This is a genomic window from Pseudoxanthomonas sp. CF125 (assembly GCF_900104085.1).
Classification (GTDB): Bacteria; Pseudomonadota; Gammaproteobacteria; order Xanthomonadales; family Xanthomonadaceae; genus Pseudoxanthomonas_A.
The window spans coordinates 522,522-540,536 of sequence record NZ_FNLD01000001.1; the positions used below are offsets into that span (position 1 = coordinate 522,522).

Sequence of the window (18,015 nt, forward strand, 5' to 3'; positions counted from 1 at the left end):
AGCCCCGACCTACGCGCAATCGATTCAAGCGGCATGGGCAAGCGCGGCAGGCAATCGGCGCGGTGCGAGACCAGCCACGGCTTCGGCGATCGCCTTGATGTGCGCCGGAGTCGTGCCGCAGCAGCCGCCCACCAGATTGAGCAATCCGGACTCTGCGAACTCCTTCAGGGTCTCCGCCATTTCTTCCGGGGTTTCGTCGTACTCGCCGAAGGCATTGGGCAGGCCGGCGTTGGGATGCGCGCTGACGTAACCATCGGCCACGCGCGCCAGGGTTTCCACGTGTTCGCGCAGGTCCTTGGCGCCCAGCGCGCAGTTCAGGCCCACCGACAACGGTTTGCCGTGCGCCACGGAAGCGTAGAACGCCTCGGCGGTCTGGCCGGAAAGCGTGCGTCCCGACGCGTCGGTGATGGTGCCGGAGATCATCACCGGCAGACGGCCGCCGCGCGCCTCGAACACTTCTTCCACCGCGTACAGCGCGGCCTTGGCGTTGAGCGTGTCGAAAATGGTTTCCACCATGATCGTGTCGGCGCCACCGTCGATCAGTCCTTCGATGGCTTCGCGGTAGGTAGCCCGCAGCTCGTCGAAGTTGGTATTGCGGTAGCCTGGGTCGTTGACGTCGGGACTGATGGAAGCGGTGCGGCTGGTGGGGCCGAGCACACCGATCACGAAGCGCGGCTTGCCGGGCGTCTTGACTTCCATCGCGTCGCAGCAGGCGCGTGCGACGCGTGCGCCTTCCTTGTTCAATTCATAGACCAGGTGCTCCAGGTGGTAATCGGCCTGGCTGATCGAGGTGGCGTTGAAGGTGTTGGTCTCGACCAGGTCCGCGCCGGCTTCCAGATACTCGGTGTGCACGCCGGCGATGACTTCCGGCTTGCTCAGCAGCAGCAGATCGTTGTTGCCCTTCAGGTCGTGGCCGCATTGGCCGTCGTGGACGTGCGCGCTGTCGAAGCCGTCTACGAAGCGTTCGCCACGGTAGTCGGCTTCCTCCAGGCGATGGCGCTGGATCATGGTGCCCATGGCGCCATCGATGATCAGGATGCGTTCGGACAAGGCGTTCTGCAGCGCTTGCGCGCGCGCCGGATTCAACCAGAGCAGGGTCTTCATGGTTTGACTCCTATCAGCGAGATCACTTCGAAATGCGGCGGGCGGCGCTCGCGGGTCACCGTGCCCAGGTTGGAGACCTGCAGGCCGGCTTTCTCGGCGAACTTGCGCAGTTCCTTGTCTGTGAAACCCAGGTTGAGGTGGCCATAAGCCTGCACCGCGGCCTGGTGCTCGTGTTTGGCCAGGCTGCTGAGCAGCAGGCGTCCGCCACGACGCAGCACGCGGGCCGCTTCGGCCACCGCCTGCGCGGGTTTGGCGGAATAAGTGAGGGCGTGCATCAAGACCACAAGGTCGAAACTGTTGTCCTTGAAGGGCAGGGCATGCATGTCGCCTTCGCGCACTTCCACGTTGGGGAAACGGCGCAGGCGCTCGCCCGCGGCCGCCACCACGCGGGCGCTGGTGTCGATGCAGACGTAACGCTTGGCGTGCGGCGACAGCAATTCCGCCAGCACGCCGTCGCCGGAAGCGATATCCAGTACGTCGCCGGTTTCCAGCAGCGGCAGCGCGGTCCGCGCCAGCGCCTCCCAGGTGCGGCCGGGGGAATAGTGCCGCTCCATGTCGCCGGCCACGCTGTCGGCCCAATTCTGTTCGGCCGCGCGCGAGGCCAGCACCGACGGTACCCGCTCGGCGTCCTGGCGCAGCAGCGGATCGTCGCTGCCCTGACGCAGGCTGCGCCACAGTTCGCGTTGGGCGTTGTCCAGATTGTCTTCATCGAAACGGTAATACGCCGAAACCCCGGCGCGGCGGTCGCGCACCAGGCCGGCTTCCTTCAATTTCGCCAGATGGGTGGAAACCCGGGGCTGGGCCAGCTGGGTGATGGCCGAAAGCTCGGCCACGGTCAGTTCTTCGGAGGCCAGCAGCACCAGCAGGCGCACGCGGGTGGCATCGGCGAATACCTTGAGCCGGGTCGACCAGGCTTCCAGATCCATACATATCTTCCTATCGCGATATAAAGATATTGTCCGCCGTGGCGGGCGCCGGGTCAAGCCGCGTACGCCCGCGTAGGGTGGCCCCGGTACAATGGGCGGACATGCTTACAGGAAGGGGTTTGCCGTGGATTTCGGATTCACCGAAGAACAGTTGATGCTTCAGGACGTGGCGCGGCGTATCGCGCAGGAGAAAATCGCGCCCAGCGCCGAGCACTTCGACCGGGTGGGCGAGTTCCCGCTGGAGAACATCCGCCTGCTGGGCGAGAACGGCCTGATGGGCATCGAGGTGCCCGAGGAATACGGCGGCGCCGGCATGGATCCCATCGCCTACGTGCTGGCCATGGTCGAGATCGCCGCCGGCGACGCGGCCCATTCGACCATCATGTCGGTCAACAACTCGCTGTTCTGCAACGGCATCCTGAGGAACGGCACCGAAGCGCAGAAGCAGAAGTACGTGCGCGCGATCGCCGAGGGCCGCGAAATCGGCGCCTTCGCGCTGACCGAGCCGCAATCCGGTTCCGACGCCACCGCCATGCGTTGCCGCGCGGTGAAACAGGCCGACGGCAGTTATGTGATCAACGGAAAGAAGAGCTGGATCACTTCCGGACCGGTAGCCAAGTACATCGTGCTGTTCGCCATGAGCGAACCGGACAAGGGCGCGCGCGGCATCACCGCGTTCCTGGTGGACACCGCCAATCCCGGTTTCCACCGCGGCAAGACCGAACCGAAGCTGGGCATCCGTGCTTCGGCCACCTGCGAGATCGAGTTCCAGGATTATGTGGTCGCCGCCGAGGATGTGCTGGGCGCCGAAGGCGAGGGCTTCAAGATCGCCATGGGCGTGCTGGACGCGGGCCGTATCGGCATCGCCTCGCAGGCCATCGGCATCGCCCGGGCGGCGTACGAGGCGACGCTGGAATACGTGAAAGAGCGCAAAGCCTTCGGTGCGGCCATCGGTACCTTCCAGATGACCCAGGCCAAGATCGCCGACATGAAGTGCAAGCTGGACGCGGCCTTGTTGTTGACCCTGCGCGCGGCATGGGTGAAGGGCCAGGACCAACGCTTCAGCAACGAGGCGGCCATCGCCAAACTCACCGCATCCGAGGCGGCGATGTGGATCACCCATCAGGCCGTGCAGATCCACGGCGGCATGGGCTATTCGAAGGAAATGCCGCTGGAGCGCTATTTCCGCGACGCCAAGATCACCGAGATCTACGAGGGCACCAGCGAGATCCAGCGCCTTGTGATCGCCCGCAACGAAACGGGTTTGCGCTGAGATTCGAGGATCTGCGGATCGCTTGTATGTTGCTGAATGATTATGTTGGAGAATGATCGAAGCGGTCGATTGCAGTCCTCCCTGCACAAGTCGGATGGCCTCCCCCTTTGAAAAAGGGGGATCGAGGGGGATTTGCTCTTCGCGCAGAGCAAGATCAAAAGCAAATCCCCCGTAGCCCCCTTTCCCAAAGGGGGCAAAGCAAGCAAAGCAAGCAAAGCAAGCAAAGCAAGCAAAGCAAGCAAAGCAAGCAAAGCAAGAGCGAAGCCTGCCAGCGATACGGTTGTGGAATGCGTGCAGCGGACGGGATCGCTCCGATCCGTTAGAGTTCGGCGGTTGGACATGCCTTATGCCCTTAACCGCCGTGCCTCTACTGGAGAACCCGATGCGTAAAACCTTGATCGTCTGTGCCCTGGCGCTGGCCCTGATCGCTTGCGACCGCGCGCCTTCGTCCGACACCGCCACGAAGCCCGCAGTCGCCGCTTCCCAGGCCGACATCGCCGCAGAAACCGAACGCCTTAACCAGTGGTTCGAGAAGAAGTACGAAGAACAACTGCGCTTCAGCCCGTTGCAGCTGACCTTCCAGGGGCGCAAGGATCTGTACGATCAATTGGATGATCTGTCGGAGAAGAGCCAGATCGACCAGGTGGCCTGGCAGAAGGCCAGCGTCGAGGAGATGGAAAAGACCTTCGACTACGCCAAGCTCAGCGACGAAGGCAAGTTTTCCTACGACCTGTGGAAACTGCAATATGAGGACGCCAAGGCCGGCCTGCCTTTCCTGGACGACAGCTACAGCTTCGATCAAATGAACGGCGCGCAGAGTTTCCTGCCCACCGTGCTGATCAGTTTCCACAAGGTGGAAGAAGAATCCGACTACACCGCCTACGTCTCCCGTCTGAAGGCCACCGCGCGCGCATTCGACCAGTTGCTGGAACGTGCCCGCAAGTCGGCCGGGCAGGGCATCCGCCCGCCCAAGTTCGCTTATGAAGGCGTCATCGATCAGTCGCGAAAGGTGATCGCCGGTGCGCCATTCTCGGCGGGCAAGGATTCGGCGATCTGGGCGGACGCGCAGGCCAAGGCCGATGCGCTGGTGAAGAGCGGCAAGATCGACGCTACGCGCGCGGCCGCGTTGAAAGAAGAGGCGCGCAAGGCGCTGCTTGAGCAGTTCAAGCCCGCCTACGACCGCGTGATCGCCTGGTGCGAGGAAGATCTGCCGAATGCCGCAGTCAACGCCACAGGCGTGGGCAGCACGCACCCCAACGGCAAGGCCTACTACGAGTACCGCTTGCGCCTGATGACCACCACCGGCATGACGGCCGAGGAGATCCATGCGCTGGGCCTGAAGGAAGTGGAGCGCATCAAGGGCGAAATGACCGCGCTGAAGGACAAGGTCGGCTTCAAGGGCGACCTGGACGCTTTCTTCGCCTTCATCGACAGCGATCCGCAATTTAATTTCCCCAACACCGACGCCGGACGCCAGGCATATATCGATGAGGCCACGCGGGTCATCGCCAATATCAAGAAAGAGCTGCCGAACTACTTCGGCCTGCTGCCGAAGGCTGACCTGGTGGTCAAGCGTGTGGAGGCCTTCCGAGAACAGGATGGCGCGGCCCAGCATTACTTCCCTGGTACGCCGGACGGCTCGCGCCCGGGCGTGTACTACGCTCATCTGTCCGACATGAGCGCGATGCCGAAGCCGGAGCTGGAAGTCATCGCCTACCACGAAGGCCTGCCGGGCCATCACATGCAGATCTCCATCGCGCAGGAACTCACCGGCGTGCCCAAGTTCCGTACGCAGGCCGGTTTCACCGCTTATCAGGAAGGCTGGGGTTTGTATTCGGAATGGCTGGCCAAGGAGATGCCCAACACCTATCAGGACCCTTATTCGGAGTTCGGCCGTCTGAGCTCGGAGATGTGGCGCGCGATCCGTCTGGTGGTGGATACCGGCCTGCATGCGAAGGGCTGGACCGAGGAGCAGGCGATCAAGTATTTCGACGACAACAGCGCCGTGCCGCTGGCGGCGATCCGTTCGGAAGTGCGGCGTTATCTGATCATGCCGGGGCAGGCCACGGCCTACAAGATCGGCATGATCCGCATCCAGGAACTGCGCAAGAAAGCGGAGACCGAACTGGGCGACAAGTTCGACATCAAGGGTTTCCACGATACGGTGCTGGGCGGTGGCGCACTACCGCTTACTTTGCTGGAGAAGCGGGTGGATCAGTGGATTGCCAGCCAGAAAGGTCAGGCGGCCCCCGCGAAGTAGATTGCGCGCTGGGACCAGATCTGTCCGACAAAGAAAAACCCCGGCTTGGCCGGGGTTTTTTGTGCGGACAATGACGGTGGGCGTCAGGGCGCTTTCGCAGCCGGTGCGAAACGGTCGCCGAAGAAATCGCCCTTGTTCCAGCGCGGCCGCTCGGCCGCATCGCCGATCAGTACGCCGATGCGCGCGTTGAGGCGCGCCAAACGGGCCGCATCCTCGTACTGGATCGGTTGCGAGGCATCGTCGCAGGGCTGGTGATAGCAAGTGCGCAGGAACTTGTCCAAGGCTTCCTTCGGACTCGCACCGCCAATCGCAGCAGGCTCTATACCGCCATCCAGATAGACCGCCGGAATGCCCGCACGCACGAAGGCGTACTGATCGCTGCGCACGAACACTACCTCTTCCGGAAACGGATCGGCCGACAGCCCCACGCCGATTTCCTTGGCCGCGGTATCCAGCGCGGTCTTCAACGTCGAATGCTCCAAGCCGATCGGCACTACATCCTTGGCCGGCACCAGCAGCACCGGCATGTCCATGTTGATGTTGGCCACCAGGTCGGTCTTGGGTACGGTGGGGTGCGAGGCGAACCATTCGGCGCCCAACAAACCCTTCTCCTCGCCGGTCAGTGCGATGAACAGTAGCGAGCGCTTGGGTTTGTTCGCGGCATCGGTCAACTGCCTGGCCGCTTCCAGCATCACCGAGACGCCCAGTGCGTTGTCCATGGCTCCGTTGTAGATGCGGTCGCCGTTGACCGCCGCGCCCACGCCGATATGATCGAGATGCGCGGTATAGGCGATGAATTCGCGGCCCAAGGCGGCGTCGCTGCCATCCAGCCTGGCCACGACATTGCGCGACTCGGCCGGTTCGATGCGGGTTCGTCCCGCCAGGGTCAGTGTGCCCGGCAAGTCGAATGCCTTCAGCTGCCCGTCCGCGGCGGCCTTGAACAAAGCGTCCGCTTCGTGCCCGCTGCCGGCGAAGATCGCCTTGGCCATGGCCGCGCTGACCGAGGCGCCCGCCTTCAACTGCGGAAATGTATCGATGCCGGTGCCGTTCTCGGCGCGCAGGCGCATACCGGGCATGCTCCACTTCGCGGCAGAGCTCGCCCAAGGCCCGCGCTCCTCGTACTGCGGAGTGCCCACGAACACGACCCCAGTCGCGCCCCTCTCCGACAATGTGCGCAGCTTCTGGGTGCCGGACGAATAGAAAGCGCGGCGGTCGTTGTCGAAACGTGCGGGCGCACCCGGAAACAGCACCGCGATCTTGCCGCGCACCTCGACTCCGGCGAAATCGTCCTGCCCCAGGTCCGGCGCGTACACGCCCTGGCCGACGAATACCGCCGGTGCGGTCAGCGAATGCGAAGGCGTGTTGTAGTTGAGGCTGGGCAGGAATTCATCGCGGAATTTCAACGAAACCTTGCCGCCGTCACGCTCGATGGTGAAGGCCGCCCCCTGTTCCTGGCGTAGCGCCTTCAACAGTGGAACGCGCTGGAAGAAGGTCCCGTCATCTCCCGCCGGCTTCAGGCCCATCTTGGCATAGCGGCTGGCCACGTACTCGGCCGCAAGGTCGTAGCCCGGCGTGCCGGTGTCGCGTCCTTCCAGCTTGTCGTCGGCCAGGTAACGCACGTCGGTTTCGATGCGCTTGGCTTCATCGGAGGAAGCGCTTGCGGAAGGAGCCTGTGTTGCTGTTTCCGGTGCCGGGGCAGGCTCGGGTTTGCATGCGGCCAGGCAGGCAAGCGCAAGGATCAAGGGGATACTGCGGGGCATGGGCAACGGCTCCATCGAAGGAGCCGGAACCCTAGCATGCTGATTGCAGGCCCACCGAGTGCCGGAACGCACAACGCCAAAAACGGACAACACCCGGGATGGAAGCCCCGGCGATGGTCTCGGACCACCGCCGGAGCCGCAGCGTCAATGCGGCATCGACGTTACCGTGGGCAGCGACGGTTCCGCATCGTCGTCCTTGGCCTGCGCATGCGCCTTGCTGTGGTCCTGGGCGAGGTAGAGATAGAACGCCGGCAGCACGAACAGAGTGAATGCGGTGCCGATGGTCATGCCCGAGGCGATCACCATGCCCATCGAGAAGCGCGCCGCCGCGCCCGGACCGCTGGCGATCAGCAACGGGATCATGGCGAACACCAGTGCAGCGGTGGTCATCAGCACCGGACGCAGGCGGATGGCGGTCGCTTCCTCGATCGCCTCGCGCTTGCTCAGGCCCTTTTCGATCTGCAGCTTGTTGGCGAACTCCACGATCAGGATGCCGTGCTTGGAGATCACGCCCACCAGCGTCACCAGACCGACCTGGGTGTAGATGTTGATGCTCATGCCCGGGAAGGCTTCGATGCCCGAGAACCCGAGTATGCCGCTCAATATCGCCAGTACATTGAGCACCAGCAGCGCGCCGCAAATGGCCATCGGCACGGTGATCAGCATGATGATCGCGTCGCGGAAGCTCTCGAACTGCGCCGACAGCACCAGGAAGATGATGATCAGCGCGAACAGCAGGGTGACCAGCATGGTCGCGCCTTCCTGCTTGAACTGCCGCGATTCGCCGGCGTAGTCCACGCTGTAGCCCTGCGGCAGCACTTCCTTCGCCGCCTGGTCCAGGATCTCCAGCGCCTCGCCCTTGCTCACGCCCGGACGCGGCGCGAAGGTGATGCCGACCGCGTTGAGCTGCTGGAAGCGCTTGAGCGTCTGCGGCTGCGCGCTTTCCTTCAGGGTGACGATGGTCGATAAAGGAATCAGCTCGCCATCGCGGGTGCGGGTGTAGTAGTTGCCCAGTTGCTCGGCGTTGAGCCGGTCGCTGCGCTGAACCTGCGGGATCACCCGGTAGGAGCGGTTCTGCATCGCGAAGCGGTTGGTGTAGCCGCCGGAAAGCATCGCCGCCATGTCGGCCGATAAAGTCTGCATGTCGATGCCGAGCGAGGCCGCCTTGTCGCGGTCGATCTGCACTTCGATGCGCGGCTTGTCGATCTTCAGGTCCTTGTCCAGGAAGATGAAGCGCTTGCTGGCCATGGCCTTGGCCAGCACGGCGTCGGCCAGTTCCTGCAGCTGCTGCAGCGAACCGATACCGCCGATGATGAACTCGCCGCCGCCGTCTCCGCCTGCAGTAGGCAGGGCAGGGGGGATCAGCGCGAACACGTTCAGGCCGGTGACCTCGGAGATCTTCGGCTGCAGCTCCTGCTCGAGCACCTGCTTGGTCGAGCGCTCGCGCTCGCTCCAGGGCCTGAGCACGAAGCCGGCGATCGCGCTGTTGCTGGCGCCGCCGCCGCTGCCGAAGCCGCCGTTGAAGAGGAAATAGTTCTCCACTTCCGGCACGTCCTTGGCAATCTTGGTGATCTCTTCGGTGTAGCGCTCCACGTAGTCGAGCGTGGCGGATGGATCGGCGCTGCCGATCGAAAAGATGAAGCCCTGGTCCTCGGCCGGTGCCGGTTCCTTGGGCGAGCCCATGAACAGGAAGATGCAGGACACGAACACGATGGCGCCGAAAATGGCGATCACGCCCTTGGTTTCCAGTGCTCCGTGCAGTTTTCCCTGGTAGCCCTGACGCAGCCACTCGAAGCGCTCGTCCAGCCACTTCTCCAGCTTGCCCTTGCCGCCTTCGCTGTGCGGCTTGAGGATCTTGGCGCACATCATCGGCGTCAGCGTCAAAGCGATCACGCCCGACAGCAGCACCGAACCGGCCAGGGTGAAGGCGAATTCGGTGAACAGCACGCCGGTCAGACCACCCTGGAAACCGATCGGCAGGTACACCGCGACCAGCGTGGTGGTCATGGCCACCACCGGCCAGGCCAGCTCGCGCGCGCCGCGGATCGCGGCATCGTACGGCGACATGCCTTCCTCGATGTGGCGGTGCACGTTCTCCAGCACGATGATCGCATCGTCCACCACGATGCCGATCGCCAGCACCATCGCCAGCAACGTCAGCAGATTGATGGTGAAGCCCATCAGCAGCATCAGGAACAGCGCGCCGATCAGCGACAGCGGTACTGTCACCGCCGGAATCAGCACGCTGCGGAACGAGCCCAGGAACAGGAAGATCACCACGATCACGATGATCACCGCTTCCACGATCGTACTGATGACCTCGTTGATGGCGTCCTGGATCGCCTCGGTGCTGTCGTAGGGGATCGTGCCTTTCATGCCCTCGGGCAGCTGCGGGACGATCTCGCCGTCCCAGGCCTTGCGCACTTCCTTGATCACGTCCAGCGAGTTGGCGTCGGGGGCCACGAAGATGCCCATGAAGGTCGCCGCATCGCCATTGATGCGCACCGAGGTGCCGTAGTTTTCCGAACCCAGCACGACGTCGGCCACGTCGCCCAGCCGCACGATCGCGCCGTTCTGCTCGCGCACGACCAGAGCGCGGAATTCCTCGGGCGTACGCAGGTCGGTGCGTGCGGTCAAGTCGATGGCGACCATTTCGCCCTTGGTCGAACCCAGCGCCGACAGCACGTTGTTGGATTGCAGCGCCTTGCTGACGTCGCTGGCGGTGACCTGCAACGCGGTCATGCGGTCGGGCTTGAGCCACACGCGCATCGCGAACGAGCCGGCGCCCAGGATATCGGCGCGCTGCACGCCCGGGATGGTCGCCAGCTTGGGCTGGACCACGCGAGTGAGATAATCGGTGATCTGATTGTTGTTGAGCACTTCACTGGCGAAGGACACGTACATCGCGGCGATCTGCTGGCCCTGCTGCAGGTCGATCACCGGGTCTTCGGATTCCTGCGGCAGTTCGCCGCGCATCTTGTTGACCTTGGCAGAGATCTGGGTCAGCGCCTGGTTCGGATCCTGGTCCAGGCGGATATAGGCCTGGATGGTGCTGATGCCGGCGGAGCTGGAGGAAGTCAGGTACTCGATGCCGTCGGCGCTGGCGATCTCGCGCTCCAGCGGAGTGGTGATGAAGCCCTGGATCAGGTCCGCGTCGGCGCCGAAATAGGTGGTGCTGACGTTGATGACCGCATTCTGCAGTTCCGGATACTCGCGCACGTTGAGCGAGGTGAACGCGCGCAGGCCGAACAGCAGGATGAACAGGCTGACGACGATCGCCAGTACCGGTTTGTTGACGAAGATATCGGTGAATTTCATCGCGGACCTCAAGAGGGATTTCTGCCCCTCCCCCAGCGACTGCAGGGGGAGGTTGGAAGGGGGTGCCTTGCGCAATCAAGCGATGCTCGCGCCGACGCAACCCTTCCCCAGCCCTCCCCGGCAGTCGCTGGGGAGGGAGCGAAGTTCTAGCGGTTTTCCGGTGTCGGCGTTTCGCTGGAGGCCGGCTGCACCTTGTTGTTGATCGTCACTTCGGCATCGTTGCGCAGCTTCAGCAGACCGCTGGTGACCACGCGTTCGCCGGGCTTGAGGCCATCGGTCACCGCGACAAGATCGCCGCGGGTGGCGCCGGTCTTGACGAAGCGTTGCTTGACCAGCAATTTGGAACCGGTAAGCGGTTTGCCCTGCATATCCTTCTCGTCCTTGCCGCGGGGCACTTCCGAGATCACGTACACCGAATTGCCGTAAGGGTTGAAGCTGATCGCCGTCTGCGGAATCACGATCACCTTCTGCTCGGCGCCGGTGTTGAAATTGACGTGCGCGAACGCGCCCGGACGCAGATTGCCTTCGCCGTTCTGCAGGGTCGCCTGCGCCTTGAAGTTGCGGGTGTCGGTATCGATCTGGGGTTCGACGGCGGTGATCTTGCCCTCGAATACCTGGCCCGGCAGCCCATCGACCGTGGCGCGGACCGGCAGGCCCAGGGTGACTTCGCCGATACGCTGCTCCGGCAGCGAGAAATCCAGATAGATCGGATCGAGCGCCTGCAGGCTGACGATAGGATCGCCCGGATTGACGAACTGGCCCAGATTGACCCTGCGCAGGCCGAGCACGCCATCGAACGGGGCGCGGATGGTCTTCTGCGAAATCAGGGCGCGTTGCGCATCGGCGTCGGCCTGGGCGCTGGCCGCTGCGGTGGCGCGCTGTTCGACTTCGTCCTGGGACACCAGCTTGTCCTTGCCCAGCGTGCGCCAGCGGTCGCGTTGGACCGCCGTCAATCTGGCGGTGGCTTCGAGCGATTTCAGCGTCGCCAGTTCGTTGGCGGTATTGAGCCGCACCAGCACTGTGCCGGCCTTGACCGGCTGGCCGGCCTCGAAGGTGAGTTCCTTGACCACGCCGCCGGCTTCGGTGGTGACGTCGGTGCCGTTGATCGCGACGAAGGTGCCCACGGCTTCCTGCGCATCGGTCCACTGTTCCTGCTTGGCGGTATAGGCCGTCACCGCCGATGCCGGCTGCGGCATGTTGTCGAAGAACTTGTTGGTCTGCGACCCGATCATCGCCTTGATCCCGAACACGCCGCCGAACACCACCAGTGCGATCAGCAGCATCCAGAACATGCGTTTAGGCAACGAGGCGGGCTTCTTCTGCTTCTCTTTCTGGACCATGGGGTAACCTCAGGACAAAGGGCAGGCAGGGTCGTGGCGACCGTGCGCAGGATTTAGCGGAATGGAAACCGGGCGCTGGTTGTCATCTCCGCCGCCGCCGCTGTACGGGATGCGGGGCGGACGAATGAAAGCATGGCTGGGGAAGGCGCTGAAGGTGAAAGATACCGAACGCATGAGTACAAGAAAAGTCCCCGATTGAGATTAAGACATCTTAATAATCGTGCAGGCGAGCAATCGCACACGCTGCGACAGTGTCCGACAGGCTGGCGCTGGCGATTCCTTGGTAGTCCTAATGAAGGGACCTGGATTGCGCTGGCTTCCCGTAACCGACGAACCGGAGCATGTCGTTTCGACATACTCATGCGCATGCTTACCCAGCATTGGCGACGCCTTTGCATGGATTGGCAGGTTGCCGGTCATTCTCAGCCATTGTAACTGTTGTTACAGAGCACCTTCGCGTCGTAAATAAAAAAACCCCGGCAGGCTGCCGGGGTCTTTTCCCAACCCGATGCCGCGATCAGCGCGGCGCTGGCTGGCTCTTATGCTCCAAGTATTCCTTGGACGGCTCGTCCAGCTTGTCGCCCAGCATGCGCCGTACCACCACGAAGAACACCGGGATCAGCAACAGGCCGATGAAGGTGGCGAACAGCATGCCGCCGATCACGCCGGTGCCGATGGCATGGCGCGAGTTGGCGCCGGCGCCGGTGGACACCGCCAGCGGGATCACGCCCATGATGAAGGCGAAGGAAGTCATCAGGATGGGGCGGAAACGCAAGCGGCACGCTTCGACCACGGCCTCGCGCAGGGTCTTACCTTCGCGCCGCTGTTCGACCGCGAACTCGATGATCAGAATGGCGTTCTTGGCCGCCAAACCAATCACCGTGGTCATGCCGATCTTGAAGTACAGATCGTTGGGCAACCCGCGCAGCATCGAGAACGACAGCGCGCCCAGGATGCCTATCGGCACCACCAGCATCACCGCCAGCGGGATCGACCAGCTCTCGTACAGCGCGGCCAGGCACAGGAACACCACCACCAGCGAAAGCACCAGCAGCAGCGTGGCCGAGTTGCCGGCGATGATCTCCTGGTAGGACATGCCGGCCCAGTCGTAGCCATAGCCTGCGGGCAATTTGTCCCGCACGATCTCCTCCATCGCACTCATGGCCTCGCCCGAACTGCGGCCAGGCGCCTGCGAACCGACGATGTTGACTGCCGCATAGCCGTTGTAGCGGGTCAACGAAGGCGGATTGGTCACCCATTCGCTGCTCACCACATTGCTTAGCGGAATCATGGTGGTGGTACCGCCGCTGTCGGTGGCCAGCGTGCTGGGGGTGTAGAAGCGCGATAGCGCCTCGGGGCCTTGCCGGTACGGCGCATCGGCCTGCAGGTTGACCCGCTTGATGCGGCCCTCGTAGAAGAAATCGTTCACGTACACCGGCGCCAGCATCAGCTGGATCGCGCTATAGATGTCGTTGACCGACATGCCCATCGACTGCGCCTGCACACGATCCACGTGCAGTTGCAGCTGGGGAGCGTTCTCCAGGCCGTTCGGGCGCACGCCGGTGAGCACCGGGTTCTGCGCGGCGGCGCCGAGCAGGGTGTTGCGCGCCTGGTTCAGGGCTTCATGGCCCAGGCCGGCACGGTCCTGCAGCCACATGTCGAAACCGCCGAACTGGCCCAGGCCCTGCACCGTCGGCAGGTTGACCACGAAGATCTGCGCTTCCTTGATGCTCGAGAACGCGCCGTTGGCCTGGCCGATGAAATCGGAGGCGACCACGTCGCGCTCGTCCCATGGTTTGAGCCGGATGAAAGCCATGCCGACGTTCTCGCCGGAGCCGACGAAACTGAAGCCGCCGATCTGCAGCATGCCCTCGATCCCCTCCATGCCGTCCAGCTTGCCGCGCATCTGCTCGAACACCTTGTTGGTGCGCTCCAGGGTCGCGCCAGGCGGCAGCTGCACGATGGCCAGGGCGTAACCCTGATCCTCTTCCGGCAGGAAGCTGCCCGGGATGCGGGTGAACAGGAAGCCGGTCAGCACCGCCAGCACCGCGAAAAGGATCATCCAGCGCGGCGCGTGTTTGACGGCGCTGGTGATGTGGCCGACGTAGGTGTGCTGCACCTTGTCGTAGTACTTGTTGAAAATGCGGAAGATGAAGTTGGGCTTCCTGTTCTCGTCGTGGTGCTCGGATTTCAGCATGGTCGCGCACAGCGCCGGGGTGAAACCCAGCGCCAGGAACGCCGAGAACGCCATGGCGATGGCGATGGTGAGCGCGAACTGCTTGTAGATCTCGCCCGCCGCGCCGCCCTGCAGGGCGCTGGGAATGAACACCGCCGCCAGCACCACCGTGATGGCGATCACCGCGCCAGTGATCTGGTCCATGGCCTTGCGCGTGGCCTCGCGCGGCGAAAGCTTTTCTTCCGACATGATGCGTTCGACGTTTTCGATCACCACGATCGCATCGTCCACCACGATGCCGATCGCCAGCACCATGGCGAACAGGGTCAGCTGGTTGATGGTGAAGCCGATGATGCTCATGCCCAGGAACGTGCCCAGCAGCGCTACCGGAATCACCAGGGTCGGAATCAGCGTGGCGCGGAAGTTCTGCAGGAAGATCAGCATCACCAGGAACACCAGCACCATCGCCTCGACCAGGCTCTTGATCACTTCCTTGATCGAGATGTTGACGAAGGTGGTGCTGTCGTAGGGCGAAAACCATTCCACGCCCTGCGGGAAGCTGGGAGCCAGTTCGTCCATTTTGCTGCGTACGGCGCCGGCCACATTCAATGCATTGGCGCCGGGCAGCAGCTGCACGGCGAAGGCGCCGGTGGGCGCGCCGTTGTACTTAGTGTCGGTGCCGTAGCTCTGGGCGCCGAATTCGACCCGCGCCACGTCCTTCAGCCGCACCGTGGTGCCATCGCTATTGGCGCGCAGTACCACGTTCTCGAACTGCTCGGGCGAACTGAAGCGTCCTTCGGCCGAGACCGTGGCGGTGAAGCCCTGGCCCTGCGGCTGCGGCGAAGCGCCGACCGAGCCGGCGGCGAACTGCACGTTCTGGCCGCGGATCGCCGTCAGCACCTGGCTGGCCGACATGCCGTAGCCCTGCAGCCGGTCGGGGTTGAGCCAGATGTTCATGGCGTATTCGGAACCGAATTGCTGGGTGCTGCCGACGCCGGGGATGCGCGAAATCTGTTCCAGCACGCGTGAGCCGATGATGTCGTTGAGGCGGTTGCGGTCGATGGTGCTGTTGGTCGAGCGCAGGCCCACCACCATCAGGAAGCCGGCGTTGGCCTTGGCCACCACCACGCCCTGCTGGGTGACTTCGCTGGGCAGGCGCGGCGTGGCCAGGGCGACCTTGTTCTGCACCTGCACCTGGGCGATGTCGGCGTCGGTGCCGGTCTCGAAGGTGAGGGTGATGCTGACCCGGCCGTTGGAACTGGACGAGGAGCTGAAATACAGCAGGTGGTCGATGCCGGTCAGTTGCTGTTCGATCACCTGGGTGACCGATTTTTCGGCGGTATCGGCGCTGGCGCCGGGATAGGTGGCGCTGACGGTGACCTGCGGCGGGGCGATGGAGGGGTAGGACTCGACGCCGAGCCCGAGGATCGAGATCACACCCGAGAGTGTGATCAGGATCGCCACCACCCATGCGAAGACGGGATGGTCGATGAAAAACTTGGACATGGTCTGGCGCCTCGATCAGTTCTGCTGCGCGGCGGGCTTTTCGCCCTGCGGCTGCGCATCGGGTTTTTCGCCCTGCGGCGCGGACTTGGCGTCGGCTGGAGCACCTGCGGCGGGCTTGGCGGCGTTCGGAGCGCCAGCCGGGGCGGCATTCGGATCCCACGGTATGGCCTTGGCCGTTGCGCCTTCCTTGACCTTCTGCAGGCCAGCGGCGATGACCTGGTCGCCTGCGGCCAGACCCGAGGTCACCAGCCATTTGCCTTCGCGGGTGCCGGAAGTCTCGACGTTCTTGCGCGCTACCTTGCCGTCCTTGCCGACCACCATCACGTAGGCGCCGATGGTGTCGCGCTGCACCGCAGCTTGCGGCACCAGGAATACGTTGTTCTGCTCGCCCAGCGTCGCCTTCAGGGTGACGAAGCTGCCGGGCAGCAAAACCTTGTCCGGATTCGGCAGCTGAGCCCGCAGCGACACCGCGCCGGTCTGCGGATCCACCACCACGTCCGAGAAATCCAGGGTGCCGGTTTCGCCGTACACGCTGCCGTCTCCCAAGGTCACCTGTACCTGCGCCTTGCCGTTGCCCTGCAGCGCCACGCTGCCGGCGCCCTGCGCCTTGCGCAGCGCTTCCAGCTCGGAAACGCTCATCGAGAAATTGACGTACAGCGGATCGATCTGGTCGATGGTGGTCAACAGGGTCACATCGCCCTGTCCGACCAGCGCACCCTCGGTGACCTGCTGCTTGCCCGCACGTCCGGAAATGGGCGCGCGCACGCTGGCGTAATCGAGGCTGATGCGCGAACCGGTCACGCCGGCCTTGGCCGACTGCACCGCGGCGGCGGCGCTGCGCTCGGCGGCTTCGGCATTATCCAGGTCGGACTTGGAAATGAACTTCTGTCCGATCAGCTGGCGCGCGCGTTCGGCGGCGATATGCGCGTTGGTATAGCTGGCCTGCGCCGACGCCAACTGCGCCTGGCTCGAACTCAGGGAAGCCTGCAGCGGGGCAGGGTCGATCAGGAACAGCACCTGTCCTTCCTTCACGTCGCTGCCTTCCTGGTACACGCGCTTGGTCAGCACGCCGGGTACGCGGGCGCGCACGTCGGAGCTGCGGTACGGGGCCAGGCGGCCGACCAGATCGCGCTGCAGCGGCACCGTCTGCGGCGCGGCGGTAACCACTCCAACTTCCGGCGGTGGCGGCGCAGGCTGCTCCGGCTTCTTGCAGGCTGCCAGGGCCAGAAGCAATGCGGCGCTCAAGGCGATGGGTCGAAGGGTGGGGGTCATGGGGGAGCTCCGGGTCAAGACTTGGATACGGGAGAAAGGAAAGCGATGGGGGAAGCGGCAGGCCGGGCGCGCGCATCCGGGGCGAACGCGCGCAGGAAGGCATCGACGGCGAATTCGGCCCAGCGCATACGCGCCGCATCGGTGTCGCGATGCGGCACGGCGAAACGCTGGCGTTCGAAATCCAGGCCGACAATCATGCTCAACAGCAGTTCCGAGGAGCAGTGCGGATCGTCATGCCTGAGCTGTCCGCGGCGCATGGCCCGCTCCAGCCATTCGGCCAGGCGCTGCTGCAGCGTGTCGCAACCGTCGCGGTACAGGGTTCGGGCCTCTTCGGGGAACAGGGCAGCCTCCGCGCTCAAGAGCTGGCAGGTGACGATCACGTGCGGCTCCGACAGACGCTGCATATGCTCCATCGCAAACGCTAGCAGGGTCCTGCGTAGATCGCCGTGTTGGTCGTCCAGGCGGGCGGTGGCCATGTCCAGGTGTTCCTGCATGACGCTGCGCATCAGCTCCTGCTTGCTGCCGAAGTACGAATACAGGGTCTGTTTGGAGCAGCCGGCGCGCGCGGCCACCGCGTCCATGCTGACCCGGAAGCCCTGTTCGGCCATCAACTGCCGCACGGCGTCGTGCACGCGTTGGCGGCGCCGCAAGGCGGGAGAGGGCTTGGGGGAGGGGGGCATAGGAATTGGACTATACCGTCCAGTTCAGAATTTGACCAGTCCCCTGGCCCGAAGCAGGGTCCGTTTCGATACCGGTGTGGGCAATTCATCGACCCGGGCCGACGGCTTCCTCAAAAAATGCGAAGCGGTGCGCGCGTCCCGGATCGACCACCATCGGCTTACCAGCAGACCGCTGATTCCTCGATGAAGACACCCCGATATTTGCGGCCGCGCAACAAGGCTGTCATCGCTCGCGAGGCTACAATGAACGACTGCCTACAAACACAGAGCCACGGCCTGCATGAACGCTGTTCGCAAACCGAAAAAAACCGCGCCCAAGAAGAACGCTAAACCTTCCTCGAAGCCAGATTCCAAGACCAGCGGCACCCAGGCCCCCGCGGCCAAGACCGCCAAAGCGACC

General features: G+C 63.8%; 11 protein-coding genes. 3 read left to right on the forward strand and 8 right to left on the reverse strand.

Features of this window, described 5'->3' with window-relative positions; genetic code table 11:
* Positions 1 to 24: 24 nt before the first annotated feature.
* Both BLR66_RS02390 and BLR66_RS02395 read right to left on the reverse strand, forming a co-directional pair.
* Complete coding sequence (locus tag BLR66_RS02390) at positions 25 to 1,104, reverse strand: homocysteine S-methyltransferase family protein (protein WP_093280029.1); 1,080 nt, start codon at positions 1,102 to 1,104, stop codon at positions 25 to 27.
* Positions 1,101 to 2,030, reverse strand: a complete 930-nt coding sequence (locus BLR66_RS02395) for an ArsR/SmtB family transcription factor (RefSeq protein ID WP_093280030.1) — start codon at positions 2,028 to 2,030, stop codon at positions 1,101 to 1,103. The genes BLR66_RS02390 and BLR66_RS02395 overlap by 4 nt, the downstream gene beginning before the upstream one ends.
* Positions 2,031 to 2,154: 124 nt before the next feature.
* Between BLR66_RS02395 and BLR66_RS02400 the strand changes: the two genes are divergently transcribed.
* Together BLR66_RS02400 and BLR66_RS02405 are read left to right on the forward strand one after the other, a co-directional pair.
* Complete coding sequence (locus BLR66_RS02400; protein WP_093280031.1) at positions 2,155 to 3,303, forward strand: acyl-CoA dehydrogenase family protein; 1,149 nt, start codon at positions 2,155 to 2,157, stop codon at positions 3,301 to 3,303.
* Between the two features lie 382 nt (positions 3,304 to 3,685).
* Positions 3,686 to 5,563, forward strand: a complete 1,878-nt coding sequence (locus BLR66_RS02405) for a DUF885 domain-containing protein (RefSeq protein WP_093280032.1) — start codon at positions 3,686 to 3,688, stop codon at positions 5,561 to 5,563.
* Positions 5,564 to 5,646: 83 nt separating this feature from the next.
* Here the strand turns inward: BLR66_RS02405 and BLR66_RS02410 are convergent, their stop codons facing one another.
* From BLR66_RS02410 to BLR66_RS02420, 3 genes are all read right to left on the reverse strand, one after another.
* Positions 5,647 to 7,323, reverse strand: a complete 1,677-nt coding sequence (locus tag BLR66_RS02410) for a M28 family peptidase (RefSeq protein ID WP_176943737.1) — start codon at positions 7,321 to 7,323, stop codon at positions 5,647 to 5,649.
* Between the two features lie 144 nt (positions 7,324 to 7,467).
* Positions 7,468 to 10,641 (reverse strand): efflux RND transporter permease subunit, encoded by a 3,174-nt coding sequence (locus BLR66_RS02415; RefSeq protein ID WP_093280034.1) that lies wholly within the window; start codon positions 10,639 to 10,641, stop codon positions 7,468 to 7,470.
* 146 nt (positions 10,642 to 10,787) lie between these two features.
* Complete coding sequence (locus BLR66_RS02420; protein ID WP_093280035.1) at positions 10,788 to 11,981, reverse strand: efflux RND transporter periplasmic adaptor subunit; 1,194 nt, start codon at positions 11,979 to 11,981, stop codon at positions 10,788 to 10,790.
* 61 nt (positions 11,982 to 12,042) lie between these two features.
* Here BLR66_RS02420 and BLR66_RS19100 point away from each other — a divergent pair, with 61 nt between their 5' ends.
* On the forward strand, positions 12,043 to 12,180 hold the full coding sequence (locus BLR66_RS19100; RefSeq protein ID WP_176943738.1) for a hypothetical protein: 138 nt from the start codon (positions 12,043 to 12,045) through the stop codon (positions 12,178 to 12,180).
* A gap of 318 nt (positions 12,181 to 12,498) precedes the next feature.
* Here BLR66_RS19100 and BLR66_RS02425 read toward each other — a convergent pair whose 3' ends face one another.
* From BLR66_RS02425 to BLR66_RS02435, 3 genes are read right to left on the reverse strand one after another with little or no spacing between them, the layout of a single operon-like run.
* The gene (locus tag BLR66_RS02425; protein ID WP_093280036.1) at positions 12,499 to 15,663 is read right to left on the reverse strand and encodes an efflux RND transporter permease subunit; all 3,165 of its coding nucleotides are present in this window, start codon (positions 15,661 to 15,663) and stop codon (positions 12,499 to 12,501) included.
* A 15-nt stretch (positions 15,664 to 15,678) separates the two neighbouring features.
* On the reverse strand, positions 15,679 to 16,935 hold the full coding sequence (locus BLR66_RS02430) for an efflux RND transporter periplasmic adaptor subunit (protein WP_093280037.1): 1,257 nt from the start codon (positions 16,933 to 16,935) through the stop codon (positions 15,679 to 15,681).
* 14 nt (positions 16,936 to 16,949) lie between these two features.
* Positions 16,950 to 17,615, reverse strand: a complete 666-nt coding sequence (locus BLR66_RS02435) for a TetR/AcrR family transcriptional regulator (RefSeq protein WP_093280038.1) — start codon at positions 17,613 to 17,615, stop codon at positions 16,950 to 16,952.
* Positions 17,616 to 18,015: the final 400 nt, after the last annotated feature.

Bases quoted from the DNA above. Each gene is read 5' to 3' on its own strand.
- BLR66_RS02435 (WP_093280038.1), bottom strand. From the start codon at position 17,615: ATGCCCCCCTCCCCCAAGCCCTCTCCCGCCTTGCGGCGCCGCCAACGC.
- BLR66_RS02410 (WP_176943737.1), bottom strand. From the start codon at position 7,323: ATGCCCCGCAGTATCCCCTTGATCCTTGCGCTTGCCTGCCTGGCCGCA.
- BLR66_RS02415 (WP_093280034.1), bottom strand. From the start codon at position 10,641: ATGAAATTCACCGATATCTTCGTCAACAAACCGGTACTGGCGATCGTC.
- BLR66_RS02420 (WP_093280035.1), bottom strand. From the start codon at position 11,981: ATGGTCCAGAAAGAGAAGCAGAAGAAGCCCGCCTCGTTGCCTAAACGC.
- BLR66_RS02405 (WP_093280032.1), top strand. From the start codon at position 3,686: ATGCGTAAAACCTTGATCGTCTGTGCCCTGGCGCTGGCCCTGATCGCT.
- BLR66_RS19100 (WP_176943738.1), top strand. From the start codon at position 12,043: ATGGAAACCGGGCGCTGGTTGTCATCTCCGCCGCCGCCGCTGTACGGG.
- BLR66_RS02425 (WP_093280036.1), bottom strand. From the start codon at position 15,663: ATGTCCAAGTTTTTCATCGACCATCCCGTCTTCGCATGGGTGGTGGCG.
- BLR66_RS02430 (WP_093280037.1), bottom strand. From the start codon at position 16,935: ATGACCCCCACCCTTCGACCCATCGCCTTGAGCGCCGCATTGCTTCTG.
- BLR66_RS02395 (WP_093280030.1), bottom strand. From the start codon at position 2,030: ATGGATCTGGAAGCCTGGTCGACCCGGCTCAAGGTATTCGCCGATGCC.
- BLR66_RS02390 (WP_093280029.1), bottom strand. From the start codon at position 1,104: ATGAAGACCCTGCTCTGGTTGAATCCGGCGCGCGCGCAAGCGCTGCAG.